Here is a 25,935-nt window from a genome sequence, read left to right as displayed (position 1 = left end):
CCTGCACCATGCGCAGTGGCGCGAAGATCGGCATCATCACCGGCGTGTCCATCGCCGTCCTCGCGGGCGGCGGCTACGGCGCGTACAGCCTGATGAACGACTCGGACGGCGGCTCCGGCGGCAAGAAGCCGCGCACCGTGGTCGCCGAGCCGCCGTCGGCCGAGCAGGCGACAGCCGGTCTGAAGGACTTCCTGACGGCCTGGGCGGCCGGCGACATCGCCAAGGCGGCCTCGCTGACCGACGACCCGGCCGCGGCCACGGCCGGTCTGACCGCCTTCCGCGACCAGGTCAAGCCGAGCGCGCTGACCCTCACCCCGTTCGGCCCGACCACCCAGCAGGTCTTCTCCGCCGCCACCGGCACCCCCGCCCCCGCCGCCAAGCCGTCCGCCGGGGCCTCCGCGACGCCGGGTGCGACCGACACGCCGTCCGCCACCGCCACGCCCGGCCCCACCGGCACCCTGATGTCCTACAAGGCGCGCGCCGAGTTCGCGGGCACCAGCCGGGCCTGGGACTACCAGGGCTTCCTCGGCGTCGTGAAGATGAGCGACGACACCCCGGCCGTGCACTGGGCGCCGTCGGTGATCCACCCCCACCTGTCCGGCAACGAGACCATCGCCGTCCAGCCGGTCTTCGCCCCGCCGTCCACGGTGGTGGACCGCAACGGCAAGCCGGTCCAGGGCGCCTCGCTCACCCAGGCGCTGATGACCACCCTCCAGGAGAACGCCAACAAGCTGCTGCCGCCGGACCCGGCCAAGGACCAGGACGCGGGCAGCGCCGTGGTGATCTCCGACCCGGCCGGCAAGGGCGCCCAGGACAAGCTGTTCACCATCGTCGAGCCGAAGCCCGGCAAGCCGTTCAAGCTGACCATCGACAACACCCTGCAGGCCGCCGCCGAGAAGGCGATGACCGACCTGGGCGGCAAGCCGGCCTCCGTCGTGGCGATCGAGCCGAGCACCGGTCAGGTGCTGGCCTTCGCCAACTCGCCGGCCAACGGACAGAACCGGGCCTTCACCGGGTTGCTCGCGCCGGGCTCGACGATGAAGATCATCACTTCGGCGGCGCTGCTGGAGAACGGGGTCAACCCGGACACCGTGGTGGCCTGCCCGGAGAAGAGCGGCAACGCGCACCCGATCCCGAACTCGTTCCCGGGCGCCTTCCCGAACAACACGCTCCAGCAGGACTTCATGATGTCCTGCAACACCGCCTTCATCAATCAGGGGCTGGCCAGCCTCAAGCCCGAGACGCTGTCCGGCACGGCCAAGGACGTGTTCGGCATCGGCCTGGAGTGGAAGACCGGCCTGCCCAACACCGACGGCAAGGTGCCGCCGACGCCGGGCAGCAAGGACGAGCAGGCCATGAACTACATCGGCCAGGGCAAGGTCCAGATGAACCCGCTGGCCATCGCCTCGGTCGCCGCCACCGTGCAGAGCGGCGAGTTCAAGCAGCCGATCCTGGTGGCGGAGCTGCCGCAGCAGAAGGCCGCCCGTCCGCTCTCCCCCGACGTGGACGCCAAGCTGAAGGCGATGATGGCGGCCACCGCCACCGGCGGCACCGCCAAGGACGTGATGGCCGGCATCACCGACAACGCGGGCGCCAAGACCGGCTCGGCCGAGGTCGCCGGGGTCGACGTCACCAACAGCTGGTTCACCGCCTACCGGGGCAACCTCGCGGTGGCCGCCGAGGTCCAGGGCGGCGGCCACGGCGTGGACGCGGCCGGCCCGGCCGTCGCCTCCATCCTGAAGGCCGCCGGCCGGTAGGCCCCCGGGCAAACGGCCCCCGGCAAACGGCCCCGGGCGACCGGCCCCCGAGCGAACGGCCCGCCCGGCCTCACGGCAGGGCGGGCCGGGGCTTTCTCAGCCGCGCGGCAGCGCGGGCTGCGGCCTGCCCCGCACCCGGCCGGGCGGGACCGGGCGCCGGCTGCTCCAGCGGCGGGCCGCCAGCCGGGGCCAGATCATCAGCACCACCGGCAGCGCCAGGTACCCGAACCGCCCGGCCGGGGCCAGCATGAAGGCGATGGCGAGCCCGGCGGCCAGCAGGTCCGCCGCGGCGATCGCGGAGACCGGCGGCCGGGCCAGCAGCCAGATGGCCACCGCGACCAGGGCCACGGTCATCAGCGCCAGCGAGATCGCGTGCCCGGTCGGTCCGAAGCCGGCCAGCACCTTGCCGGGCAGCGGGCTGCCCGCCGGGGTGCGGATCGCCGTCATCCCGAGCGGGAAGCGCACCACCTGTTCGCGCAGCGCGTCCGGCTGGGCCAGCGCGGAGGGCAGGATCACCAGCGTGCTCACCCCGACCCCGATCAGCGCGGTCCGGGCCGCGGGGCGGCGGCCGTACAGCCGCCAGAGCAGCAGGACGGCGACCGGCAGCGCGGGCCAGGCCGTCCACTTCAGGGTGCAGGCGAGGGCGAGCACCAGTCCGGCGCCGACGGTGCGGTCCCGCTCGGCGAGTGCCATGGCCAGGCAGCAGACCCCGATCAGCGGCAGGTCCACCCCGCCGACCGCCAGGGCGAGCGCGATCAGCGGCGAGGCGGTGAGGACGGCCAGCGGCAGCAGCGGCGCGCGCGGGTCGCCGCCGCCGGGGCGGGCGGGCCGCAGCAGCCGCCAGGCGGCCAGCAGGCAGACGAAGAAGGTCAGCGCGAACCAGATCCGGGCGTCCCCGGCGACCCTCGCGAAGGCGGTGGAGTCGCCGAGCAGCTGGCGCGGCATCCCGAACAGGGACATCGCCGGCAGGTACGGGTTGTAGTCGGTGACCACCACCGGGTGCGGCAGGTACGCGGTGCCGGTGGTGAGCAGCAGGTGGGCCGAGCGTTCGACCACCATGACCTCGGACTGGTGGCGACCGTTCAGGGCGAGCAGGGCCAGCGGGACCAGGACGGCCCCGACGAGGGCGACCGAGGCGGCGGCGCGGGCCGCGAAGCGACGCGGCAGGGTCAGGCAGAGCAGTCCGGCCAGGACGTAGGCGGGGGCCGCGATCAGGCCCCACAGCCGCTGGTTGGCCAGGTCGGACACGAGCGGGAAGGCGGCGGCCCAGCCGGCCGCGACCAGGCAGCCGAGCAGTTGGACGGTCCGCATCGAGGCGAGCCCGGCGAGCCGGGCGCCATTCAGCCGATCGGGCGTGGGCGGAAAGGTGCTCTCGCCACGCTGTCGGGGGAAGGGGCGGACGGAGAAGCCGCGCGGCGGTCGTCCGGGTCCGGACGACGCCTCGGTCGCGGAGGTCTGGGCCGGCGTTCTGCTGCGGCCGGTGAAGCGGCCGCGCGGGCGGAAGTAGCCGGGCGTGCGGGTGCTCACCATGGTGGAAGGTTATGGGTGGGAGCCGGGCCCTGTCGCCATGGCGTTGGACACCGGACGGGCGTTGGCGGGAAAAGGGCCGTCGGCCGCCTCGGCGGCCGGCGGCCCTTCACCCGGGTTCTGCTTCCGGGTCAGTCGGCGGAGCTGTCCGAGGACACGGACGGCTGCTCGGCCTGCTCCAGCCGGGAGTGCCTGATGCTGTAGCCGAAGTAGACGACCAGGGCGACGGCGAGGGCGATCGCCCCGGCCCGGAAGGTGTCGGCGTGCAGGCCGGTGACCAGGTAGATGCAGAAGCCGACGCTGATCAGCGGGACGACCGGGTAGCCGGGCACCTTGAAGCCGCGCGGCAGGTCGGGCTGGGTGCGGCGCAGCACGATCACGCCGATCGAGACCACCGAGAAGGCGATGAGCGTGCCCAGGCTGGTGATGTCGGCCAGGACCCGCAGCGGGATGAACGCGGCCAGCGCGCCGACGCCGAGGCCCACCACGATGGTGTTCCAGACCGGGGTGCCGGTGCGCGGGGAGAGCTGGGCGAAGCGCTTGGGCAGCATGCCGTCGCGGCCCATCGAGTACAGGATGCGGGTCTGGCCGTAGATCACCACGAGGGTGATGCTGAAGATCGAGACGATCGCGCCGAAGGCGAAGACCATCGCGGGCCAGCTCTGGCCGGTGATGTCCTGGAGGATCTGGGCGAGGCCGGCCTCCTGGCCGTCGAACTTCTGCCAGGGCTGGGCGCCGATGCCGGCCAGGGCGACCAGGATGTAGAGCAGGGTCACCACGACCAGCGAGATGATGATCGCCATCGGCAGGGTGCGGCGCGGGTTCTTGACCTCCTCGCCGGCGGTGGACACGGCGTCCAGGCCGATGAAGGAGAAGAAGATGCTGGACGCGGCGATCTGGACGCCGCTGAAGCCGAGCGGCATGAACGGGCTCAGGTTGCCGGAGTGGAAGCCGGTGAGCGCCACGCCGATGAACATCAGCAGGATCAGGATCTTGATCGCGACCATCACCGCGTTGACCTTGACGGACTCGCTGACGCCGCGGATCAGCAGGACGCAGACCATGGCGACCAGCAGCAGCGCCGGCAGGTTGAACCAGTGGGTGCTGTCCGGCGCGCCGGAGAGCTCCTCGGGGATCGTGAACCCGAAGGCCAGGTCGAAGAACTTGTTCAGGTACTCGGCCCAGGTCACCGCGATCGCGGAGGCGGAGACGCCGTACTCCATCAGCAGGCAGATGCCGACGCCGAAGGCGACGCCCTCGCCGAGGGTGGCGTAGGCGTAGGAGTACGAGGAGCCGGAGACCGGGATCGCGGAGGCCATCTCGGCGTAGCAGAGCGCGGTGAGTCCGGCGGTGACCGCGGCGATCACGAAGGACAGGATGACGGCCGGGCCGGCCGAGGGCACCGCGGTGTTCAGCACGAAGAAGATGCCGGTGCCGATGGTGGCGCCGATGCCGATCGAGGACAGCTGCCACAGCCCGATCGAACGGCGCAGGTGGATGCCGGAGCGCCCGCCCTCCTCGGGCGCACCGGCCGGGAGGGAGTTCTTGCCTTCGGTCTCGGCGATCAGTGTCGAGACGGGCTTGCGTCGCAGCAGACGCGCACCAAGGGTGTTGCTGGCCAAAACTGCGGTCCTTCTGGGCGGGGGAGGGTGTCCTGGTGGCTGGTCACCCGAAACACCCTGGGGTGTCATCGGGGATCAACCGAACAAACATGGGACAGTACCCGGCGAAAGCACCAGTGTCGCAAACGAACAGTCCCAACCGGCGCATTGTCCGAATTGGCGCACAGTGATGTACAAACCGGACACTTCGTAAACGGCGCTTCTACCTCCCGGCGATTAAAGCAGCAGGCCGGCGCCCTGCGGTGATCACCCGCCGAGCACCGCCCGCATCACCGACCGGGCGATCGGCGCGGCCAGGGCACCACCCGTGACATCGGTGGCCCCGCTGTCCGCGACCACCACGGCCACCGCCACCGGCGGCACCGCGTCCGAGCCGGCCGGCCCGGCCCAGGCGATGAACCAGGCGTACGGCGTCCCGCTGTTGTCCACCCCGTGCTGGGCCGTCCCGGTCTTGCCGCCGACCACCGCCCCGGCGATCCGGGCGTTGCCGCCGGTGCCGTTCTCCACCACGTCCGTCATCAGCCCGCGCACCTGCGCGGCCACCGCCGGGGTCATCGCCCGCTTGTACACGGACGGCCGCATCAGCCGCACCGTGGTGCCGTCGCTCCTGGTCAGCCTGTCCACAAGCTGTGGCCGCATCACCGTCCCGTCGTTGGCGACCCCCGCCGCGACCATCGCCATCGTCAGCGGGGTGGCCGCCGTGTCGAACTGCCCGATCGAGGAGAGCGCCAGCTGCGACTCGTCCATCCGGGTGTCGAAGTTCGACCGGGCCGCGCGCACCGGGACGTCCAGCTCCGGGTCGTTGAAGCCGAAGTTCGCGGCCATCCCGGCCATCCGGTCCAGCCCGGTCCGCACCCCCAGGTAGCCGAGCACGCCGTTGCAGCTGGCGGTCATCGCGGCGGCCAGCGACAGGCCCGGCCGGTCGCAGACCGGGGTGTCGTTGACCAGCGGCGTGGTCGTGCCGGGCAGCACGTACGGGAAGGGCGCCCCGGTCGGCGCGTCCGGGTCGGTGACCACCCCGTCGGCCAGCGCGGCCGCGGCGGTGACCACCTTGAAGGTCGAGCCCGGCGGGTACGTCTGGCGCAGCGCCCGGTTGAGCATCGGCTCGTCGGCGTCGGCCTGCAGGCGGTTCCAGGCCTCCTGGTCGTCGGCACCGTGCCCGGCGAAGGCGCCCGGGTCGTAGGAGGGCGTGCTGGCCAGCGCCAGGATCCGCCCGGTGGCCGGCTCGATCGCGGCGACCGCGCCCTTCTGGTCGCCGAGCCCGCGCATCGCGGCCTGCTGGGCGGCCCGGTTCAGCGTGGTGCGGACGTCCCCGCCGGGGTTCTGCCGCCGGGCCACGGCGTCCCGGAGCGACCAGCCCGCCAGCCGGCCGTCGGTGCCGGTCAGCAGCTCGTCCTCGGTCCCCTCCAGCTGGGTGGTGCCGTACGCCTGCGAGGCGAAGCCGGTGACGGCCGCGTAGGTCGGGCCGTCGGTGTAGCTGCGCCGGTACGCGTACCGGCCGCCGGTCGGTACGGAGCCGGTCACCGGGTCCGCGCCGACCAGGATGTCGCCGCGCGGCCGGGCGTACCGCTCGATGGTGAGCCGCTGGTTGGCGCTGTTGCGGTCGAGGTCCTTCGCCTGGAACACCTGCACCCGGGTGGCCTGGGCGCACAGCGCCGCGACCAGCAGCAGGCAGAAGGTGCCCGCCCGGCGCCCGGTGACCGAGATGCCCGGCAGCCCCTGCGGGCCGTCGCCCCGGGGTCGGACGCGGGTCACCGGACCTCCTGGGGCCCGGGCCCGCGCGCGATGTCACTCATCCGCACGAGCAGCGCGACGATGATCCAGTTGGTGACCACGGAGGAACCCCCCTGGGCGATGAACGGCATGGTCATCCCGGTCAGCGGGATCAGCGCGAGCACCCCGCCCGCCACCACGAACACCTGGAGGCCGACGATCGCGGCCAGCCCGATCGCCAGCAGCCGCCCGAACGGGTCGCGCAGCGCGATGCCGGTCCGGAAGCCCCGCGAGACCAGCACCGCGTACAGCAGGAACACCGCGATCAGCCCGGTCAGCCCGAGCTCCTCGCCGATGGTGGCGAGGATGAAGTCCGACTTGGCGGCGAACCCGATCAGCACCGAGTGCCCGTTGCCGAGCCCGGTGCCCAGCTCACCGCCCCAGGCGAAGGCGAACAGCGACTGGGCGATCTGGTTGGCGCCCCGGCCCGCCTCGATCGAGCCCAGCGGGTCCAGCCAGTCCGTGACCCGGCTGTGCACGTGCGGCGACAGCCATCCCACCGTCACCGCCCCGACCGCGGCCAGGCCCAGGCCGATGGCGATCCAGCCGGTGCGCGCGGTGGCCACGTAGAGCATCACCACGAACAGGCCGAAGAACAGCAACGAGGTGCCGAGGTCGGTCTCCAGCACCAGGACGCCGACGAACGCCGCCCAGATCAGCAGCACCGGCCCGAGCACCCGCCCCGGCGGCAGCTGCAGGCGCCGGATCCGGCGGCCGGTGAGCGCCAGCGCGTCCCGGTGCGCCGCCAGGTAGGCGGCGAAGAAGACCGCCAGCAGGATCTTGGCGAACTCCCCGGGCTGGAAGGAGAACGGCCCGATCACGATCCAGATCCGGGAGCCGTACACCGGCGGGAAGAAGATCGGCAGCACCAGCAGGACCAGGGCCACCAGCGCCCCGATGTAGGCGTAGCGCTGCAGCCGCCGGTGATCGCGCACCAGCAGCACCACGGCGATGAACAGCGCCACCCCCAGGGCCGACCAGAGCAGCTGGGTGGGGGCGGCGGCGCGTCCCGGGGTGGCCCGGTCGAGCCGGTGGATCACCACCAGCCCGATCCCGTTCAGCAGCACCGCGATCGGCAGCAGCAGCGGGTCCGCGTACCGGGCCCGCCACCGGACCACGGCGTGGGCCGCCAGGGCGAGCACGCCGAGCGCGGCACCGTACTCGGCCGCGTCGGCCGGGACGTGGCCGTCCAGGTCGACGCCGACCTCGACGTAGCCGAACACGGCGATCAGGACGGCGCCGACCACCAGGACGAGCTCGGTGGTGCGTCCGGTCGGCACCGGCCGGCTCGGCCCGGCGGCGGATCTCGACACGGCGGAGGGTGTCGCCACGGACCGTCCTGGGGATCGGGAAGGGCCCGGTGCCGCCGGCCGGGGGATGCCGATCGGGGCGGACCGGCGTCGGGGCCGGTCCGCCCCGACGGGAGCGGCGGTCGGGCGGAGGGTCAGACGGCGGCCTGGGCCCGGGAGGCCTCAACGGTCGCCTTCAGCTCGGCCTCGGCCTCGGCCGAGAGCGAGGTCTGGATGATCCGGCCGCCGAACCGGGCCAGCGCCGGGACGACCTTGTCGGCGGTCGCCTTGCGCACCAGCAGGAAGACCGCGGCGGTGCCGGGCTGGAGGTGCTCGCCGACCTGGCGCATGAAGTCGTCGTCCACCCCGATGTCGGTGGAGGCGCCGACCGCCGCCCCCGTCGCACCGCCGACCGCCGCGCCCACCAGGGGCATGAAGAACAGCAGACCGATGACCCCGCCCCAGAGCGCGCCGCTCGCGGCGCCCGCCCCGGTCGTGCTGACCTGCTGGTGCAGCTTGATCCTGCCGTCCGCGCGACGCTCGACGACGACCGCGTCCTCCAGCTCGATCAGCTTCTGCTTCTGGAGCCCGATCGCCTCGTCGCGCACCGCCTGGGCGGTGGCGAGGTCCGGGTAGGCGATCGCGAAGAGGTTGCTCACTGCGGGGTCCTTCCAGGGTGTCGAACAGGCCGGCCGGGTCCCGGTGCCACCGCGGTGGCACCGTGTCCCGATTCCGCACCCTAGCGAGGGTTCTCCATATGTAGGACTATTCGCTGCGGTGTGTCCGCCATTCGCGGAATCGCCCGGGCCCGCCGGTCCGTCCCGGGGCCGTCACTCCGGCCGCCGCCCGGCCAGCGCCGCCACCCCCGCCCCCACCGCGGCCAGCAGGACGACGGCGGCCGACAGGCTCGCCCACGGCACCTCGATCCGTCCGGTCCGGGCCGCCGACACCAGACCGCGCACCGCCGTGTTGGCGGGCGAGACCGGCACCACCAGCAGCAGCGTGGCCAGCCCCAGCGCCGTCGGGATGCCGTACTGCGGGCGGAGCAGCACCGGACGGTTCGCCAGCGCCCCGGCCAGCACCCCCAGCAGCGCGCTGACCACCGAGGCCGCAAGACCGGCCGCCACCGCCGCCCCGGCCCCCGGCTCCTGCCGCGCCCCCGGGTCGGCCACCGGCCCACTGGTCCACCAGACCGCCGCCACCTGGCCGGCCGCCAGCACCAGCGACACCGTCAGCGCCGCCAGCAGCGCCCCCAGCTGGACCCGGACCGGGCCCGCCGCCGCCACCAGGCAGGCCCGCGAGGCCGGCGGCTCCGCGCTCAGCACGCTGCGCACGTACCAGGCGCTCACCGGCAGCAGCACCCCCGCGCCGAAGCCGAGGCCGCCCAGCAGCGGATCGCCCGCCGCCACCCCGACCACCAGCAGCAGCGCGTACGCCAGGAACGGCGGCAACCAGGCGTGCGAGCGCAGCAGCAGCTCCAGGTGGTAGCGGGTCAGCGCCCCGATCCGCGCCGTCACCGCTGCCCCTCCTCGCGTCGCCGCACCGCCAGCACCCGCACGGCCGGGCGGCCCAGCAGCAGCCGGCGCAGCAGCGCGTCCGAGTGCGCGGCCGGCACCGCCAGCCGCACCGCCGTCCCGGCCAGCGCGGTGACCTCCGGCGCCCCCGGCAGCAGCGGAGGAAGCGGGGCGCCGTCCGGGACGTCCACCTCGACCTCCATCACCGGCCCGTCCCGCGGCGGCTCCTGGGGACCGTCCTCGACGGGCCGCAGCACGCCGTCCGTGCCGACCCCGTAGGCGGCGCTGGTCAGCCCGGCCAGCCGGGCCGGGTCGTGGTCGACGAACAGCACCGTGCCGCCCGCCGCCGCCCGCTCGGCGGCCGCCTCGTCCAGCACCGCCCGCGCCTGCGGGTCCAGCCCGGTCCAGGCCTCGTCCAGCAGCAGCACCCGTGCCTCGGGGAGCAGCGCCTGGGCGACCGCGACCTTCTGGCAGGTGCCCTTCGACAGCCGGCTCAGCGGCGTGCCCGCCCGGTCCGCGACGCCGAACCGGTCCAGCCACTCCCCCGCCCGCCGCCGCGCCCGCTCCGCCGACAGCCCGTGCACCCGGCCCACCCTCAGCAGGTAGGAGGAGGCGTCGAAGGGCAGCGCCGGCGGGAAGCGCTCGGGCACGTACGCCGCCGGGCCGGGCCGCACCACCCGCCCCGTGCTCGGCCGCTCGATCCCGGCGACCAGCCGCAGCAGCGTCGACTTGCCGCTCCCGTTGCGCCCGGCGATCCGCACCAACTCCCCCGGCCCGACCGCCAGGTCCACCCCGCGCAGGATCCACCGCCCCCGCCGCCCGTACCGCTTGCCGACCGCCGCCAGCTCCATCGCGCCCCCTCCGCCGTCCGATGCGTACGGAAGGCTATCCACGACGCGTAAGCCCGGCGTCAGCGAATTGCGCACCGATGCGCCGGAGTTCGCGCCGGAGCTGGTTGAGGCACGATCCGGACTCGTTTCGCCACGATGAACTGATGATCCCTAGGATCGGCCGGGTGACTACCGGACGACGACCACAGACCAGGCTCGGCAGCCTGCTGGCGGCCCTGGCGATAACAGGCGCCTCGCTGCTCCTCGGCCTGCCCGCCCACGCCGACGAACCATCAGCCGGGGCCGCCCCCGCATCCAAGGAGGCCCCCCGGGTCGACCTCGTCCTGGACGTCAGCGGCTCCATGACCGCCACGGACATCCAGGGCAAGAGCCGCATCTCGGTGGCCCAGCAGTCGCTGAACGAGGTGATCGACGCACTGCCCTCGGAGACCGAGTTCGGCATCCGCACCCTGGGCGCGAACTACCCCGGCAACGACAAGGCCCAGGGCTGCCTGGACACCAGGCAGCTCTTCCCGGTCGGCAGGACCAACAAGGTCGAGGCCAAGACCGCCGTCGCCACCCTGCGGCCCACCGGCTGGACCCCGATCGGTCTGGCCCTGCGCGGCGCCGCCCAGGACCTCGGCAAGGGCGAGACCACCCGCCGCGTGGTGCTGATCACCGACGGCGAGGACACCTGCACCCCGCCCGACCCGTGCGACGTCGCCCGCGAGCTCGCCTCCCAGGGCATCCACCTGGTGGTCGACACCCTGGGCCTGGCCCACGACGACAAGACCCGCCAGCAGCTGCTCTGCATCGCCAACGCGACCGGCGGCACCTACACCGACGTCCGCACCCAGGAGCAGCTCACCGACAAGGTGAAGCAGCTGGTCGACCGCTCCAACGACACCTACACGGTGGCCCCGGTCAAGACCGCCGGCACCGACAAGTGCGAGAGCGCGCCCGTGCTCGCCCCGGGCGTCTACACCGACCGCGAGAAGTTCTCCGAGCACCGCGTCTACAAGGTCCCGGTCAAGTCCGGCCAGGAACTGCGCGCCTCGGTCAGCGTCGCCCTCGACCGCCCGGTCGCCCGGGACTACGGGGTGCTGCTCCAGGCCACCAGCGCGACCGGCCAGGAGCTGGTCCGCGGCACCGACGCCGGCAGCGGCCGCACCGACGTGGTCTCCACCGGCCTGCGCTGGTCCACCGACGACTCCAAGGGCTACGTCACCGCGAGCCCCACCGCCTCGAAGGGCTCCAAGGAGAAGCCGGAGACCACCGTCTGCCTGGTCGTCAGCAACGCGCTGGCCCCGCAGAACGGCGTCCTGGCCGACCCCGGCATGCCGCTGGAGCTGACCGTCGACCTGGCCTCCGCCTCGCCCGCCCCGGAGGGCGCCGCGATGGGCCTCGGCCGCGGCTGGATCCTGCTGCTCACCCTCACCCTGGCCGGCCTGGCCTTCGGTCTGGTCTTCGGCTGGATCGCGCGCTGGCGGATCGCCGTCTGGCGGGAGAACTGACCATGCGTACGACGATTCGCGGCGCCCTCGCCGCCCTCGCCCTGCTGCCCGCCCTGGCCCTGAGCGCCCTGGGTGCCCCGGCGGCCTCGGCCGCCTCGCCGTCCCCCTCGGCGAGTGCGAACGGCACCCCCGCCCCGGCGACCAAGGCCGGCACCTCGTTCCTGACCGCGGTCAACCTCTCCCCCGGCCAGGACGCCAACGTCTCCGTCTCCACCGGTGACTACCTGTACTGGGCGTTCGGCGCCTCCGAGGGCCAGACCCCGACGGTCGACCTGACCGTCAACCTGGCCCCCACGGCCGACCGGCACGGCCCGCAGACCTGGTCCGTCGAGGTCTTCGACGGGCTGCGCCGGCGCCAGTCGTGCACCGCCGGCACCCAGAACGCCACCGCCGAGCAGAGCACGGCCGCCCTGGCGCTGAACTGCACCCTGCGCGAGGTCCGCACCTGGGCCGAGCCGTGGTCCGGCGACCCGCTGCCCGGCACCTACTACGTGCGGCTGTCGGTCAGCGACGTCCCGCAGCCGGACCTCGGCCTGGCCTCCTCGGTCCAGCTGCACGTCGCCGCCAAGGGCGACGCCGACAACGCCCAGCCGGAGGGCGGCGAGCTGAAGGCCCCGCTGGTCCCGCCGGTCGGCGGCGGCGCGAGCACGGCCAAGGCGGCCGCCCCGGTCGCCCAGGAGGAGCACTGGTACACCGGCTGGTTCTCCGGCTGGAACAGCCGCTGGTACTGGACGATCGCCGGCGGCTTCCTGGCCGCGCTGGCCGGCGTCCTCGGCTACAAGCTGACCCGGCACCCGCGCGGCCACCGGCCCGGCCACTACGGCGCCGTCCCGGCCCAGGGCTCCCACCAGAGCGGCAGCTACCACGGCTCCGACCGCCCCTGAGGCACCCCCGCGGGGCCGGCCGGACGTCGTTCCGGCCGGCCCCGCGGCGTGTTCGGGCGGCGGCCGTCAGCCGCGGAAGAGGTTGTGCCCCACGTCGGACGGGACCTCGTCCTGGACCGGCTCGCTGCCCGGCCCCGGCACGTGCTCGCCGGGGATCGGCTCGTCGCCCTCCCGGTGCAGCAGCACCACCCCGTCCTCGGCCCACAGCTGCCGGTAGCCGTGCGCCAGCAGCAGCCGGATCCGCTCGGCCTGCTCCTTGTCCGTCTTGAACGGGAAGGACCGCTTGTCGCCCCGGGTGAGCACGTACTCGCGCCCGCGCGGCGTGCCGTCGACCAGCACCACGTCCGCCCGGGCGGTCAGCCGCGGCGCGATCTGGTTGTCCGCCTCGACGGACGCCCCGTCCGGGATCAGCGCGGCCGCCCGCACCAGCGCCGCCTCGCTCGTCTTCGGCGCCCAGGACGACGGTACGGCCAGCGGCAGCAGCCCGATCGGCACCGCGGCGACCAGCGCGATCCCGGCCGCGCCGAGGCCGAGCCGGCGGGCCCGCCGCACGCTCCGCTCCGGCCGCCCGGCGGCGCTCAGCCGGCCCAGCACCTCGATCGCGGCGGTGAGCAGGATCGGCCACAGCAGCGAGTCGTAGTGCCGGGCGATCGACCAGTGGTTGGGGTTGCTGGACAGGATCCGCTCGGCCAGCAGCGGCAGCGCGCACAGCACGGTGGCCGAGCGCAGCGGCAGCAGCAGCGTGGTGCCGAACAGCCACAGCAGCAGCAGCGGCTTGAGCGGCTGGTCGAAGGCGGCCTGCACCAGCAGGAACGGGTCGTGCAGCAGGTTGCGCAGCGCGTCCCCGCCGTCCGTGCCGAGCGAGCCGTAGTTCCAGTAGTAGCCCGGCTGCCCGCCCATCGCCGGGATCAGCCAGGTGATGGCGACGGCCGAGGCGACCGGCCCGCCCAGCAGCAGCCCCAGGCCGGTGAAGCGGCCCGCCCGGTCCTCCGTACGGCGGGTGCGCAGCAGCAGCACCAGCCCGTACGCCCCGACCATCAGGCCGAGGTCCTCCTTGGTGCAGCACAGCAGTACGGCGGCGAGCACCACCGTGCCGTACCGGCGGGCCAGCCCGCGCTCCAGCATCAGCAGGGTCAGCGGCACCGCGAAGGCGACCTCGTGGAAGCCCACCCGGGCGGCGACCAGCAGCGGCCAGCCGAGGCCGTAAGCCAGGCCGGCCAGGTCGGCGGCCCGGCGGGCGGTGCGCGGCTCGGCGGCGGCGAAGGCGTACCCGGCGATCCGCCGGATCAGCGGCACCCCGGCCGCGAACAGCAGCGACTGCCCGATGATCAGCGAGCGCGGGTCGTCCCAGATCCAGTACAGCGGCGCGAGCAGTGCCAGCACCGGCGAGAAGTGGTCGCCGAGCAGCGAGAAGCCGGGCGGGAACTCGTGGTGGAAGCTCTTCAGCGTCGAGACGGGCAGCCCGAAGTGGGCGTAGCCGCGCACGCCCTGGTCGAAGATGCCGAGGTCGAAGCCGCCGAGCGACACGGACGTCCAGCCCTGCAGGCCGATGGCGCAGGTCACCGCGAAGCAGAGCGCGGTGAGCAGCAGGGTGCGCCGGGCCGGGCCGAGCAGGACGGCCTCGGCCAGCCGGCGGGCGGCGGGCACGGCGGCGGCCGGCGGCGGGGGTGCGGTCTGGGTGGTCACGTCAGGTCCGATCCGTCCGGTCTGGGTCCGTGGGTCCGGCCGTCAGGTCCGGTTCGTCAGTGCGGGATCGCGGTCCAGCCTGGCGGCCAGCAGGGCCCGGACCCCTCCGCCGGCGGCCTCCACGGCCTGCCGCCGGGCGCGGTACAGCCGCACGCCCAGGACGACCAGGACGGCGATGGCGATCGGCGGGTAGATCGCGCCGGGCAGCTGCCAGTACCAGGCGACCCCGCGGCCCCAGCGGTGCGGCACCGTCCACATCACGTGCGAGAGGAAGACCAGCAGGGTCAGGCCGAACAGCACCCTCCGGGCCGTGGTCCTGGCCTCCACCGCCAGCAGGGCGAGGAGCGGGATGCACCAGACCCAGTGGTGGGTCCAGCTGATCGGCGAGACCAGCAGCGCGGTGAGCGCGGCGCAGACCGCGCCCCAGGCGTCGGCCCGGCGCAGCACCCGCGCGGAGCGCCCGGCCAGCACCGCCACGCCGAGCCCGAAGGTCGCGACCAGCGCCGAGGCGATCAGCCCGACCAGGCCCGGGTCGTTGACGTCCAGCAGCCGGCAGACGGCGCCGCGCAGCGACTGGTTGTCCACCAGGACGGTCACGCCGACCCGGCTCGGGTCCCAGAGGTAGGTGGTCCAGAACCCGTACGAGGCGTCGGGCAGCACGGCCCAGCCGATCAGGCCCGCCGCCAGGAAGGTGCCGGCCGAGACCAGGGCGGCCCGGACCCGGCCGGTCAGGAACAGGTAGACGGCGAACAGGCCCGGGGTGATCTTGATGGCGGTGGCCAGGCCGATGCCCACGCCCTTGAGGCGGTGGCGGTCCGGGCGGGTCAGGTCCCACAGGACCAGGCAGAGGATGCCGAGGTTGACCTGCCCGTACTGGAAGGTGGTGAAGACCGGCTCCAGCCAGATGCCCAGGCCGGTCGCCAGGATCACCACGGCCGCCCGGTGCTGCTTCGGCCAGCCGGCCAGCTTGAGCGACAGGTGCACGGCCGCGGCGAGCAGCGCGTAGTTGAGGAGCATCACCAGGACGCGCAGGGTGCTCACGTCGAACCAGGTGCTCGGCACGAAGAGCATCGCCGCGAACGGCGGGTAGGTGGCCGGCAGGTCCCAGCCGGGCAGCCGCATCGCGTAGAGGTCCTCGCCGCGGACGACGGCCTGGCCCTCGGCCCGGTAGACCAGCATGTCGACCATGGTGGCCCCGTGGCTGTGCCGGAACCAGGCGAACACCGCCAGTGACACCGCCGCCACGCAGACCGCCGGGAGGGTCCAGGAATTCGGTCTTCCGGTTTCCGCTGCGCCTCCGGGATTCTCCGGACCCGACCGCCGCACCCACCGTTTCAGACCGAACTCGCGCACCGCGATGGCACCCCGTTGAGATAGACCAGATCGTTCCCTCGTCAGCGTCTGGGCCCACCCACCATAACCGACCCCTCCGAGCCCCAAACCGCGTCAGAAACCGGCCCGGAAGGGTGATGTGATCTCCCCCACAGCGGACTCCGGGCGGCGGCGGCCCCGGACCTGGAGTCCAAAACGCGAAATCCCGCCGGGAGTTGCCTCCCGGCGGGATTTCGTCGACCGGCCTGAGCCGGTCCGTTGGGTGGAGCTGAGGGGATTCGAACCCCTGACCCCCTCGATGCGAACGAGGTGCGCTACCGGACTGCGCCACAGCCCCAACGAGAAGAAACTCTAGCACCTTTCGGAGGGGGTCCGTGACCACCCCCGGGTCGCGGTGCCGGTCGGGGGGCGGCCCGGGCTATTCGTTGGCCGCGCGCGGGCGCGACTCGGGGGCGTGCGGCTCGGCGTACTGGTCGAACAGCGGGGTCTTGCGGGACTCGGCGGGGCGCCCGGCGGTCCAGGTGCCGGGGGCCGACAGGTCGAGGCCGCGGGAGACCCGGGGGGCGACCGGGGCGGTCACGTAGGTGGGCAGTGGGACGGGCACCGGCTCCCAGGAGTCCGGGCCGGCCGCTCCGCGCTCGCGCATGCCGTCGACCCACTCCTCGTGCTCGGTCGCCTCGGCCACCGCGGAGGCGGAGGACACCGAGACGGTGGCCTGCTCCGGGTCGGCCGCCAGCCGCAGGTGCGGCCGGCGCGCGGCTCGCCCTCCGGCGGGCGCGGCCGGGGCGGGCTCCGCGGCGGCGGGGGCCTCGGCCGGGGCGGCGCCGGGCGCCGCGGCCTCGGCGCGCTGCTGCTCGCGCTTGCGCAGCCGCTCGGCCGCCTGGGCGGCCCGGACCCGGTCGAGCTTCACCTCGTACCGCTGGCGCTCCAGCTTGCGCAGGTGGCCGATGTACACGGTGAGGAGGACCGCCGGGACCGCCGGGACCCAGAGGAAGGCCAGTCCGGCCACCGCGGCGACCACCGCGCCGAGCGCGAAGGAGAAGAAGAGGGCGGTGACCATCCGGCGCCGGCGGGCCAGCAGCCGCGCCCGGCGTTCGGTGCCGGCCCGCGGCTCGGGGGCCGGCCGTTCGGCCGGGCGCCGCACCGGGGGTTCGGGCTCCCGCGCGGGGTCGCCGGAGGAGGTCCCGTCCCGTTCGGGAGGACCGTCGTCGCTCTGTTCGCCGTCACGCGGTTCGTCGCCCAGGGCCCGGGCCGCCCGCCGTTCCAGCCCCGAACGCCCGGCCAGCAGGCGGATGGCGGTGCTGAAGCGTTCCGTCGGGCGCGCCTCGTTGAGTTCGTCCTGCCTGCGGAGCCACATCGGCACCAGATAGGCGGCCCAGGCCCCTACGATGACGGCGTAGATAAGGCCGCTACTGCTCACGATTCACACCGTACGGGCGCCGGGGAAGGCCTGGCAGCAATTTGGCGCGGCGTGTCGTGTGATCAAGCTGATTCTCCGACTATTTTGCCGCTATTTGTGGGGGTCCGGTGCCCCTTCGATGCCATATCGATATTTCTTTCGAACATGTATTCAATTACTGCGCTCGCGCCCGGAACTGAGCGCCCGCCAGCGCTCCAGCATCCCCTCCGGGACCTCCTCGTCGGTCAGCGCGTAGACGAGGTGGTCGCGCCAGTCGCCGTCGATGTGGAGATAGCGCGGCCGGATTCCCTCCGAGCGGAAGCCCAGCTTTTCCACCACACGCCGGCTCGGGCCGTTCTCCGGGCGGATGCAGACCTCGATCCGGTGCAGTCCGAGCGTGCGGAAGCAGTGGTTCACCGAAAGCGCCACGGCGGTCGGGATGATGCCGCGGCCGGCCACGCCCTCGTCCACCCAGTACCCGATGTTCGCCGAGCACATCGAGCCCCAGGTGATCCCGCCGACGGTCAACTGGCCGACCAGGCGGCCCTTGTGGAGCACGACGAAGGGCAGCATCCGGCCGGCCGAGGCCTCGCCGCGCAGGAAGCGGACCATCTGCCGGTACGTCGGCCGGGGGCCGCTCACCCGACCCGCCGGGCCGGGCGGCACGGTGGCCTCCCAGCGGCGCAGCCAGTCCCGGTTGCGGCGGCTCACCTCCTGCCACTCGCGCTGGTCGCGCGCCCGGATGGGGCGCAGCACGACGTCCCCCTCGTGGAGTTCTACCGGCCAGCCGGCGTTCAGTGGGTTCTCCCGGTCGCTGGGGCGTCGGGCCGGGGATGGTCCCCGCCCCCGAGCTGGTCGACGGCGTGGGCGAGCAGCGGCTCCAGGACGGCCAGGCCGTCCCTGACGCCGCCGGTCGAGCCCGGCAGGTTGACGATCAGGGTACGTCCGGCGAGCCCGGCGAGCCCGCGGGAGAGCGCCGAGGTCGGCACCTTCTCCCGGCCGTACGCACGGATGGCCTCGGCGATGCCGGGGACCACCCGGTCGATCACCCGGGCGGTCATCTCGGGGGTGAGGTCCATCGGCGAGATGCCGGTGCCGCCGGTGGTCAGCACCACGTCGTAACCGGCCGCGACGGCCTCGCGCAGCACGGCCTCCACCGGCTCGCCGTCCGGGACGACCCGGGGGCCGTCGGCGGTGAAGCCCATCGCGGTCAGGCCGGCCACCAGCAGCGGGCCGCCCCGGTCCGCGTAGACCCCGGCCGAGGCCCGGTTGGACACCGTGACGGCCAGCGCCCTCCCGGCGGGCACCGCGCCGGCCGGCGCCGTCACGCGTCCACCTCCGGCGCGAACCAGTCGCCGCTCTTGCCGCCGGTCTTGCTCAGCACCCGGACGGACTCGATCGTGGCACCCTTGTCCACCGCCTTGACCATGTCGACGACGGTCAGCCCGGCCACCGCGACGGCGGTCAGCGCCTCCATCTCGACGCCGGTGCGGTCGGCGGTCCGCACGGTGGCGGTGATCTCGACCGCGTCGTCCGCGACGGCGAGGTCGACCTTGACGCCGGAGACCGCGATCGGGTGGCAGAGCGGGATCAGGTCCGGGGTCTTCTTGGCGCCCATGATCCCGGCGATCCGGGCCACCGCGAGGGCGTCGCCCTTGGGCACGCCCTCGCCGCGCAGCAGCTCGACCACCTGCGGGGAGACCCGCACCCGGCCGGCCGCCACCGCGGTGCGCGCGGTGGTGGCCTTCTCGGAGACGTCGACCATCCGGGCGGCGCCCTGGTCGTCGACGTGGGTGAGGCGGTCGCCGGGGGGAGGTGTCGTCACGGGGAACTCCAGGGGCGCGCAGGTCGAATACCGCGCTACCGTACCGTTCCCCGGTCCGGGGAGCCGATCAGGAGTCCAGCAACACCACGTCCACCGCGCTGCCGGCCGGCAGCGCGGTGGTGTCCTCGGGGACGGTGATCAGGCAGTTCGCCCGGGCCAGCGCGCCGACCAGGTGCGACCCGGCGCCGCCCACCGGCTCCACCGTGCCGTCCGCCGCCGAGTAGCGGCCGCGCAGGAACTGCCGGCGGCCGGCCGGGGAGCGCAGCGCCGCCGGGCAGAGCGCGCGGACGACCGGGCGGTGCACCTCCGCGGCGCCGAGCATGGTGCGGATGACCGGACGGACGAAGAGCTCGAAGGAGATGTAGGCGCTCACCGGGTTGCCGGGCAGGGCAAGCAGCGGCACCCCGGCCGCGCCGCCGATCCGGCCGAAGCCCTGCGGCTTGCCGGGCTGCATCCGCAGGCGCCGGAAGTCGACGCCCCCGTAGGACTCGAAGACCTCCTTGACCACGTCGTACGCGCCGACGCTGACCCCGCCGCTGGTGACGATCAGGTCGGCCCGGCCGAGCTGGTCCTCCAGGACGGTGCGCAGCCGCTCGGCCTCGTCCGGGACGGCGCCGACCCGGTAGGCGATGGCGCCGGCCTCCTGGGCGGCCGCGGTGAGGGTGAAGCTGTTGGAGTCGGCGATCTGCCCGGGGCCGACCGGCTCGCCGGGCTGGACCAGCTCGCTGCCGGTGGACAGCACCACGACCCGGGGCCGCGGGCGGACCTTCACGGTGGGCCGGCCGATCGCGGCGAGCAGGCCGAGCTGGGCGGGACCGAGCCGGGTGCCGGCCTCCAGCACCCGGGTGCCGGCCGTGACGTCGCTGCCGCGGCGGCGGATGTGCGCGCCCTCGGCGACCGGGCGCAGGACCCGGACCTCCTCGTCCGGGACCGGCGCGGTCATCGCGGCGGCGGGCACCCCGGTGCCGGTGCCGCCGTCGGTCCATTCGACCGGGGCGACGGCCCGGGCGCCGGGCGGCAGCGGGGCGCCGGTCATGATCCGGGCGGCCTGGCCGGGGCCGACCCTGAGCAGCTCGTCGGCGCCGGCCGCGATGTCGCCGACCACCGAGAGCACCGACGGGTAGGTGTCGGTGGCGCCCTCGGTGTCGGCGGTGCGGACCGCGTAACCGTCCATCGAGCTGTTGTCGAAGGGCGGCAGGTCGCCGTCGGCGATCACGTCCTCGTCGAGCCGGCAGCCCTGGGCGTCGAGCAGCTGGAGCTCGATCGCGGGCAGCGGGCCGACCGCGGCCAGCACGTCGGCGAGGTGCTCGTCCACCGTCCAGAGGCGGGGGGCCGCCGGGGCCGGGTCCGCTCCGGCGTCGCAGCAGGCGCTGGGCGTGGTGCTGGGCTCGGTGGACCCGGTCATCGGCGGCTCGCTCTCTGTCGTGGTCGGTCCTGCGTCAGGCCTGCATCTCGGAGCCGACGAACTCCCGCAGCCAGGAGCGGAACTCCGGGCCCAGGTCCTCGCGTTCGGCGGCCAGACGGACGATAGCGCGCAGGTAGTCGGCGCGGTCGCCGGTGTCGTAGCGCCGGCCCTTGAAGAGCACGCCGTGCACCTGGCCGCCGTCCGCGGCCTCGCGGTTGGTCAGCTCGCGCAGGGCGTCGGTCAGCTGGATCTCGCCGCCGCGGCCGGGCGGGGTCTCCCGCAGCACGTCGAAGACCAGCGGGTCGAGGACGTAGCGGCCGATCACGGCGTAGGCGGACGGGGCCTCGCCGGGCTCGGGCTTCTCGACCAGGTCGGTCACCTGGAAGACGTCCTCGCCGAAGCCGTTCGCCTTGACGGCGGCGCAGCCGTAGAGGTGGATCTGGGAGGGGTCGACCTCCATCAGGGCGACGACCGAGCCGCCGAGCTGCTGCTGCACCTCGATCATCCGGGAGAGCAGCGGGTCGCGCGGGTCGATCAGGTCGTCGCCGAGCAGGACGGCGAAGGGCTGGCCGGCGACGTGCTGCTCGGCGACCGAGACGGCGTGGCCGAGGCCCTTCGGGTCGCCCTGGCGGACGTAGTGCATGTTGGCCAGCTCGACGGACTCGCGGACCCGGGCCAGGCGCTGCTCGTCGCCCTTGCGGACCAGCAGCTCCTCCAGCTCGTAGGCGCGGTCGAAGTGGTCCTCCAGGGCGCGCTTGTTGCGGCCGGTGACCATCAGTATGTCGGACAGGCCCGCGGCGGAGGCCTCCTCCACGACGTACTGGATCGCCGGCTTGTCGACGACCGGGAGCATCTCCTTCGGGGTGGCCTTGGTCGCCGGGAGGAAGCGGGTGCCCAGTCCGGCCGCGGGTACCACGGCCTTGGTTACCGGAACTCGGGAGTTGGTCGTCGTCATGCGTTTACCTTACTCAGGCACGTTTTCGCCCGGCCGAGCACAGGCGGCGGCTAGGACAGCACGTCGCGGGGCCCGGCCACAGTGGCTGGCGTATGGGTCGCGACCGGCTGGGCGAGGGGGTCCCGGCCGACACAGGCCGACAGACTACCCGCCTTTCCCGAACGGTCACGTTCGGCATCCGCTCCGTGATCGGACGGGCAACCGGCCTGCTCGGAGCGGTCGGTTCGGGGGCCATCGGTTCCCGGGCGGCCGGGTTCCCCGGGCGGCCGGGACGAGAGCCGCCAGCAGTCGCCGCCGGCCGCCCGGGCCGCGGCGAGCGCCGCGTCGGCGGCGCGCAGCAGGACGGCCGCGTGGGTGCCGTCCTCGGGCAGCACGGCGATGCCGGCGGCGGCGGTCAGGCCGTTGCCGGCGGCGGGGCGGGACTCGCGCGGGCCGGAGGACCAGTCCAGCAGCAGGTGCCGGCGGACCGACCAGACCAGCCGCTCGGCGACCTGCGCGGCGCCCTCGGCCCCGGTGTCCGGCAGCACCACCAGGAACTCCTCGCCGCCGTAGCGGCCGAGGGTGTCGGCCCGGCGGATCTCCATCGCGAGCCGCTGGGCGAGGTCGCGCAGCACCGCGCCCGCCCGGCCCCGGCCGTGCTCGGCGACGACCGCGTCGAAGCCGGTGATGGCCAGCATCAGCACGGCGAGCGGGCGCGGGCCGTCGGCCTGCTCGGTGTGCTCGGCGCGGCGGGCCCGTTCGATCTCCCGGTCCAGGGTGAGCTGGAGGTGGCGGTAGTTCCACACCCCGGTGAGCGGGTCGCAGGAGGCGGTGCGCTCCAGCTCGGCGCAGCGCTCCTCCAGTTCGGCGATCCGTCCGCGCAGCCGCTGCGCCCCGGCGGCGGCCCCGGACCGCTCCCGCCGTCCGCGCAGTCCGAGGGCGGTGGCGCCGGCCAGTGCGGGGACGCTCAGTGCGGCCAGGGCCTGGACCAGCAGCGGGGTGGTCAATGGGGGGTGCCCTTTCGCGTGTCAGGCTCTGCGCGTCGACGGTGCGCAGGCCAGGAGGATCGGATGAACGAGGATCGGATGCCCAACGAGAAGAGCGGCCTGAGGACACGGCTGTTGACGGAACGGCGCGAACTGGCCGCCGAGGAGCGCGCGGCGGCCGCCGGCGCGCTGGCCGCGCACGCCGGGGAGCTGGCCGCCGCGGGCGCCACGGTGGCCGCCTACGTCTCGGTGGGCGCCGAGCCCGGGACGCGGCCGCTGCTGGACGCGCTGCGGGCGCGCGGGGTGCGGGTGCTGCTGCCGGTGCTGCTGGCGGACAACGACCTGGACTGGGCGGAGTACGCGGGGCCCGACGCACTGGCCCCGGCCGGACGCGGGCTGCTGGAGCCGGTCGGCCCGCGGCTCGGGCCGCAGGCGGTGACCGGGGCCGCGGTGGTGCTGCTGCCGGGCCTGGCGGTGGACCGCTCCGGGCTGCGGCTGGGCCGGGGCGGCGGCAGCTACGACCGGGTGCTGGCCCGGCTGGCGCGGGCGGGCGCGCGGCCGGTGCTGGCGGTGCTGCTGTACGAGCACGAGCTGCTGGAGCGGGTGCCGGCCGAGCCACACGACCGGCCGGTGGACCTGGCGGTGCTGCCCTCGGGGGTGCGCAGGCTGGGGTGAGAACGGCGGCGGCCCCGCTCCCTCGGGGGGAACGGGGCCGCCGCCGGCCGGGCCGTCCGGGCGTCAGCCGGTGGTGAGCACCAGCTTGTGCTTGGTGGCCTTCTCGACCGCGTCCGGCGAGTAGGACCAGGTCAGCAGCTTGCCCTTGAGCCAGAGGTCGGTCTGGTCGTTGTAGTTGTCGTGGAAGGCGTGGCCGGAGGCGCCACCGACGTTGATCCAGCGCGAGGAGTCGAGGTCGTTCAGGTCGACCACCATGCGCATCGACGGGATCCAGTCCACCTGGTAGCCGGCCGCTGCGTTCCAGCCGGCCGCGTCGACCGCCGCCGAGCCGCCGGAGAGCCGGTACGGGCCGCGGTTGAGCAGCTTGTGCACCGCGCCGGAGGCGATCGAGGAGTTGTCGGTGCCGAGGGTCTGCTCGCGCAGCTCCAGCTTGTGCAGGCGGCCCCAGCTCCAGGTGGAGACGTCCTTGCTGAGCAGCGAGGTCAGCTCCTGGCGGGCGTTCTTCATCGCCTCCTGGAGCAGGTTGTTCAGGCCCTTCTGCTCCTTGTGCTGGTCGTCGATGTACGTCCACCACGAGCTGTCGGGCTTCTCCAGCTGCTGGCGGACCACCTCGGTCCAGCGGTCGCCGCCGTCCGGCTGGGCCTTGCCCGGCTCGCGGGTGCCGCACTCGGTGACGATCTTGGTGGAGCTGTCCGGCTTGGTCGGGTCGTCCTGCTGGCGGACCAGCAGGCAGTTGTCCTTGGCCCGCAGGTCGGCCGGGAACTTCTGGCCGAAGGCCAGGATCAGCAGCTGGCGCCAGACGCCGTTGTAGTAGGCGGCGGCGGCCGAGTCGGCGTCCTGGTGGAAGTTCCAGTCCTTCAGCAGGTCCTGGGCCTCGCGCACGTACGGGTCGCTGATCGGCTGCTTGAGCAGCAGCGGGACGAGCGTCTTGGCCATCACGCTGGTGTTGTCCAGCTGGAGGGTCTGCATGTCGTCCGGCGAGATCTTGCCGTTGTTCTTGAGCAGGCCCTCGATCTGGTCGGTGATCTCCTTGGCGCGGGTGCCGTACTCCCAGTCCTTGGTCAGGTTGTACTTGTAGCTCGGGTCCACCACGGCCTGGTTGGCGGTGACGATGTAGCCGGCCGAGGGGTTGAGGCTCCAGGGCAGCGCGGTGAAGGGGATCGGGTCCTTCCACTGGTACGCGGAGTCCCAGCCCGGCGAGGGGAGGGTGCCGTCGCCCTTGCCACGGACCGGGATGCTGCCCGGGGCCTGGTAGCCGATGTTCTTGGCGTCGGCGTAGATCAGGTTCTGCGCGGGGACGGTGAAGTCCTTGGCGGCGGCGCGGAACTCGTCCCAGTTCTTCGCCTTGTCCAGCTCGAAGACGGCGTCCATGGTCTTGCCGGGGCTGAGCGCCGTCCACTGCAGGGCGACGCCGTAGCCGCTGGTGCCGCGGTCCGGGGCGGACTGGCCGTTGGGGGCGTACTTGCCGACGTTCTGCTGCTCGCTGCTCTGGTCGGAGATCAGCGGGGCGCCGGTCTGGGTGGTGCGGACGGTGATGGTGCGGTCCTCCCCGCCGGCGACCTTGATGGTCTCCTTGCGGAGGTCGAACTTCACGTCCTTGCCGTCCACCTGGTAGGTCTCCGGGCCGGTGACCTTCTCCAGGTAGAGGTCGGTGACGTCGGCGCCGAGGTTGGTGAAGCCCCAGGCGATGTCCTTGTTGTGTCCGATGATCACGCCGGGCATGCCCGCGAAGGTGAAGCCGGAGACGTCGAACTGGCAGGCCGGGGAAGCGGTCCGGCAGTGCAGGCCCATCTGGTACCAGACCGAGGGCAGGCCGGGGCCGAGGTGCGGGTCGTTGGCCAGCAGCGGCTTGCCGGTGGTGGTGTGCGAACCGGCGACCACCCAGGAGTTGGAGCCGATGCCCTGGCCGGGGCGGCCGAGCAGCTGCGGCATCGAGTCGACCCGGTCGGTCAGGCCCTGCAGCATCGCCTTGGTGGCCGCCGCGCCCTGGGCGGTGGCGGCCGTTCCGGCGGCCGTCCCGGACTGCGGGGAGCCGTCGGCGGGACGGTAGTTGTCGCCGGTCACGGCGCCGGTCTTCACGATGGTGCCGTTGCGGGCGTACGGATAGTCCGGGTACAGCTCGGCGATCTTGTCGGGGCCGAAGTCCTGGGCCAGCAGCGAGCGGTCGATCTCCTCCTGGAGGTTCCCGGAGAGGTTCCAGGCCATCGCCTTGAGCCAGGCCACCGAGTCGACCGGGGACCACTGCTCGGGCCGGTAGCCGCCGTTGACCACGCCGAGCAGGCCGTACTCCAGCGAGGCCTTCGCGCCGCCGGGGTGCTCGGCGAGCCAGGCGTTCACGCCGTCCGAGTAGGCCTGGAGGTGCTTCTTGGTCTCCGGCGACAGCTTGGTGTCGAACTCCTTCTGCGCCACCTGCCGCCAGCCCATGGTGCGGATGAACGCGTCGGTGTCGACCTGGCCGTCGCCGAACATCTCGGAGAGCCGGCCGGCGGTGATGTGCCGGCGGACGTCCATCTCCCAGAAACGGTCCTGCGCCTGGACGTAGCCCTGGGCACGGAAAAGGTCCTCGTCGGTGTCGGCGTACAGCTGCGGGATGCCGTTGGCGTCCCGCTTGACGTCGACGGGCGCGCTCAGGCCCGGCACCTTGACGCTGCCGTCGACCTCCGGGAAGGAGGCGCGGACCGCGGAGACCCCGCGGTAGCCGCCGTAGCCGGTGCCGGCCACCAGCAGCACGACCAGCACGATCACGATCAGACGGGCGCGCCGGAACTTCTTCGAGCGGGGCATCTGGGTCCTTGCGGTCCTGACTTCGGGGCGGGCGGGCGTGTCCAGGGCCTGCGGCCGTGACAGGGCACCACATTAGGCCGAGTCGGCCGGGCACCGTGAACGGGGGACCAAGCTAAAGATATGGCAAAATGTTAGACTGCGTAACGATCCGCAAGAGGAGCATTGACGACTTCTTAACGGGTCACCCCACAGCACCACC

Annotated in this window: 21 protein-coding genes and 1 tRNA gene; 4 read left to right on the top strand and 18 right to left on the bottom strand. The window is 73.7% G+C overall.

Translation table 11 applies throughout. The features are described 5' to 3' along the window. Positions 1–8 precede the first annotated feature (8 nt). The gene (locus ACZ6EM_RS25240) at positions 9–1,757 is read left to right on the top strand and encodes a penicillin-binding transpeptidase domain-containing protein (protein ID WP_401045958.1); all 1,749 of its coding nucleotides are present in this window, start codon (positions 9–11) and stop codon (positions 1,755–1,757) included. Between the two features lie 96 nt (positions 1,758–1,853). Here the strand turns inward: ACZ6EM_RS25240 and ACZ6EM_RS25235 are convergent, their stop codons facing one another. The 7 genes from ACZ6EM_RS25235 to ACZ6EM_RS25205 form a co-directional block, all read right to left on the bottom strand. Then, entirely contained in the window at positions 1,854–3,287 is a 1,434-nt protein-coding gene (locus ACZ6EM_RS25235) for a glycosyltransferase 87 family protein (protein ID WP_359899767.1), read from the bottom strand. 128 nt (positions 3,288–3,415) lie between these two features. Further along, a complete protein-coding gene (locus ACZ6EM_RS25230; protein ID WP_401045961.1) occupies positions 3,416–4,975 on the bottom strand; it encodes an amino acid permease in 1,560 nt (519 codons plus the stop codon). 177 nt (positions 4,976–5,152) lie between these two features. Continuing rightward, positions 5,153–6,613 (bottom strand): penicillin-binding transpeptidase domain-containing protein, encoded by a 1,461-nt coding sequence (locus ACZ6EM_RS25225; protein ID WP_465773302.1) that lies wholly within the window; start codon positions 6,611–6,613, stop codon positions 5,153–5,155. 44 nt (positions 6,614–6,657) lie between these two features. Next, positions 6,658–7,992 carry an FtsW/RodA/SpoVE family cell cycle protein gene (locus ACZ6EM_RS25220; protein ID WP_465773301.1) on the bottom strand — a complete coding sequence of 445 codons (1,335 nt, stop codon included), beginning with the start codon at positions 7,990–7,992 and terminating at the stop codon, positions 6,658–6,660. 131 nt (positions 7,993–8,123) lie between these two features. Then, positions 8,124–8,627 (bottom strand): DUF1269 domain-containing protein, encoded by a 504-nt coding sequence (locus tag ACZ6EM_RS25215; RefSeq protein ID WP_359899773.1) that lies wholly within the window; start codon positions 8,625–8,627, stop codon positions 8,124–8,126. A gap of 171 nt (positions 8,628–8,798) precedes the next feature. Then, positions 8,799–9,485: an ABC transporter gene (locus ACZ6EM_RS25210; protein ID WP_452177488.1), complete on the bottom strand. Its 687-nt coding sequence runs from the start codon at positions 9,483–9,485 to the stop codon at positions 8,799–8,801. Further along, positions 9,482–10,333 (bottom strand): ATP-binding cassette domain-containing protein, encoded by an 852-nt coding sequence (locus tag ACZ6EM_RS25205; RefSeq protein ID WP_401054998.1) that lies wholly within the window; start codon positions 10,331–10,333, stop codon positions 9,482–9,484. Before ACZ6EM_RS25205 ends, ACZ6EM_RS25210 begins: the two co-directional genes overlap by 4 nt. A gap of 164 nt (positions 10,334–10,497) precedes the next feature. Between ACZ6EM_RS25205 and ACZ6EM_RS25200 the strand changes: the two genes are divergently transcribed. Beyond that, positions 10,498–11,826 carry a VWA domain-containing protein gene (locus tag ACZ6EM_RS25200; protein ID WP_401054999.1) on the top strand — a complete coding sequence of 443 codons (1,329 nt, stop codon included), beginning with the start codon at positions 10,498–10,500 and terminating at the stop codon, positions 11,824–11,826. Between the two features lie 2 nt (positions 11,827–11,828). Beyond that, entirely contained in the window at positions 11,829–12,710 is an 882-nt protein-coding gene (locus tag ACZ6EM_RS25195) for a peptidase (protein ID WP_465773282.1), read from the top strand. 66 nt (positions 12,711–12,776) lie between these two features. On the opposite strand, the gene ACZ6EM_RS25190 is transcribed toward ACZ6EM_RS25195, so the two are convergent. From ACZ6EM_RS25190 to ACZ6EM_RS25145, 10 genes are all read right to left on the bottom strand, one after another. Further along, positions 12,777–14,396, bottom strand: a complete 1,620-nt coding sequence (locus tag ACZ6EM_RS25190; RefSeq protein ID WP_401054606.1) for a DUF2079 domain-containing protein — start codon at positions 14,394–14,396, stop codon at positions 12,777–12,779. A 42-nt stretch (positions 14,397–14,438) separates the two neighbouring features. Then, positions 14,439–15,641: a glycosyltransferase 87 family protein gene (locus ACZ6EM_RS25185; protein ID WP_401054608.1), complete on the bottom strand. Its 1,203-nt coding sequence runs from the start codon at positions 15,639–15,641 to the stop codon at positions 14,439–14,441. 350 nt (positions 15,642–15,991) lie between these two features. Next, positions 15,992–16,065, bottom strand: a tRNA-Ala gene (locus ACZ6EM_RS25180). Between the two features lie 81 nt (positions 16,066–16,146). Further along, positions 16,147–17,148: a divisome protein SepX/GlpR gene (gene sepX / locus ACZ6EM_RS25175; RefSeq protein ID WP_359899787.1), complete on the bottom strand. Its 1,002-nt coding sequence runs from the start codon at positions 17,146–17,148 to the stop codon at positions 16,147–16,149. A 150-nt stretch (positions 17,149–17,298) separates the two neighbouring features. Further along, positions 17,299–17,925: a GNAT family N-acetyltransferase gene (locus ACZ6EM_RS25170; RefSeq protein ID WP_401055538.1), complete on the bottom strand. Its 627-nt coding sequence runs from the start codon at positions 17,923–17,925 to the stop codon at positions 17,299–17,301. Then, positions 17,922–18,455 (bottom strand): MogA/MoaB family molybdenum cofactor biosynthesis protein, encoded by a 534-nt coding sequence (locus tag ACZ6EM_RS25165; RefSeq protein ID WP_401055535.1) that lies wholly within the window; start codon positions 18,453–18,455, stop codon positions 17,922–17,924. The genes ACZ6EM_RS25170 and ACZ6EM_RS25165 overlap by 4 nt, the downstream gene beginning before the upstream one ends. Continuing rightward, a complete protein-coding gene (moaC, locus tag ACZ6EM_RS25160) occupies positions 18,452–18,892 on the bottom strand; it encodes a cyclic pyranopterin monophosphate synthase MoaC (protein WP_380635337.1) in 441 nt (146 codons plus the stop codon). Before moaC ends, ACZ6EM_RS25165 begins: the two co-directional genes overlap by 4 nt. Positions 18,893–19,019: 127 nt before the next feature. Next, entirely contained in the window at positions 19,020–20,357 is a 1,338-nt protein-coding gene (gene glp, locus ACZ6EM_RS25155; RefSeq protein ID WP_465773281.1) for a molybdotransferase-like divisome protein Glp, read from the bottom strand. A 34-nt stretch (positions 20,358–20,391) separates the two neighbouring features. Further along, positions 20,392–21,312: a UTP--glucose-1-phosphate uridylyltransferase GalU gene (gene galU / locus ACZ6EM_RS25150; RefSeq protein WP_359899794.1), complete on the bottom strand. Its 921-nt coding sequence runs from the start codon at positions 21,310–21,312 to the stop codon at positions 20,392–20,394. Positions 21,313–21,362: 50 nt separating this feature from the next. Beyond that, a complete protein-coding gene (locus tag ACZ6EM_RS25145) occupies positions 21,363–22,298 on the bottom strand; it encodes a GGDEF domain-containing protein (RefSeq protein ID WP_465773280.1) in 936 nt (311 codons plus the stop codon). A gap of 63 nt (positions 22,299–22,361) precedes the next feature. Here ACZ6EM_RS25145 and ACZ6EM_RS25140 point away from each other — a divergent pair, with 63 nt between their 5' ends. After that, positions 22,362–22,952, top strand: coding sequence for a 5-formyltetrahydrofolate cyclo-ligase (locus tag ACZ6EM_RS25140; RefSeq protein WP_401053892.1), 591 nt, complete (start codon positions 22,362–22,364; stop codon positions 22,950–22,952). 63 nt (positions 22,953–23,015) lie between these two features. Here the strand turns inward: ACZ6EM_RS25140 and ACZ6EM_RS25135 are convergent, their stop codons facing one another. Beyond that, entirely contained in the window at positions 23,016–25,736 is a 2,721-nt protein-coding gene (locus ACZ6EM_RS25135; protein WP_380539254.1) for a penicillin acylase family protein, read from the bottom strand. Positions 25,737–25,935 lie beyond the last annotated feature (199 nt).

The organism is Kitasatospora sp. NPDC041917, assembly GCF_055589745.1.
Note: the sequence above shows the minus strand (reverse complement) of the source record. Positions and strands in the feature narration are given on the sequence as shown.

What these genes read in the sequence shown, in the direction of transcription:
- ACZ6EM_RS25135 (WP_380539254.1), bottom strand. Translation starts at nt 25,736, where the DNA reads ATGCCCCGCTCGAAGAAGTTCCGGCGCGCCCGTCTGATCGTGATCGTG.
- moaC (WP_380635337.1), bottom strand. Translation starts at nt 18,892, where the DNA reads ATGGTCGACGTCTCCGAGAAGGCCACCACCGCGCGCACCGCGGTGGCG.
- ACZ6EM_RS25195 (WP_465773282.1), top strand. Translation starts at nt 11,829, where the DNA reads ATGCGTACGACGATTCGCGGCGCCCTCGCCGCCCTCGCCCTGCTGCCC.
- ACZ6EM_RS25230 (WP_401045961.1), bottom strand. Translation starts at nt 4,975, where the DNA reads ATGACACCCCAGGGTGTTTCGGGTGACCAGCCACCAGGACACCCTCCC.
- ACZ6EM_RS25235 (WP_359899767.1), bottom strand. Translation starts at nt 3,287, where the DNA reads ATGGTGAGCACCCGCACGCCCGGCTACTTCCGCCCGCGCGGCCGCTTC.
- ACZ6EM_RS25205 (WP_401054998.1), bottom strand. Translation starts at nt 10,333, where the DNA reads ATGGAGCTGGCGGCGGTCGGCAAGCGGTACGGGCGGCGGGGGCGGTGG.
- ACZ6EM_RS25240 (WP_401045958.1), top strand. Translation starts at nt 9, where the DNA reads ATGCGCAGTGGCGCGAAGATCGGCATCATCACCGGCGTGTCCATCGCC.
- glp (WP_465773281.1), bottom strand. Translation starts at nt 20,357, where the DNA reads ATGACCGGGTCCACCGAGCCCAGCACCACGCCCAGCGCCTGCTGCGAC.
- galU (WP_359899794.1), bottom strand. Translation starts at nt 21,312, where the DNA reads ATGACGACGACCAACTCCCGAGTTCCGGTAACCAAGGCCGTGGTACCC.
- ACZ6EM_RS25140 (WP_401053892.1), top strand. Translation starts at nt 22,362, where the DNA reads ATGAACGAGGATCGGATGCCCAACGAGAAGAGCGGCCTGAGGACACGG.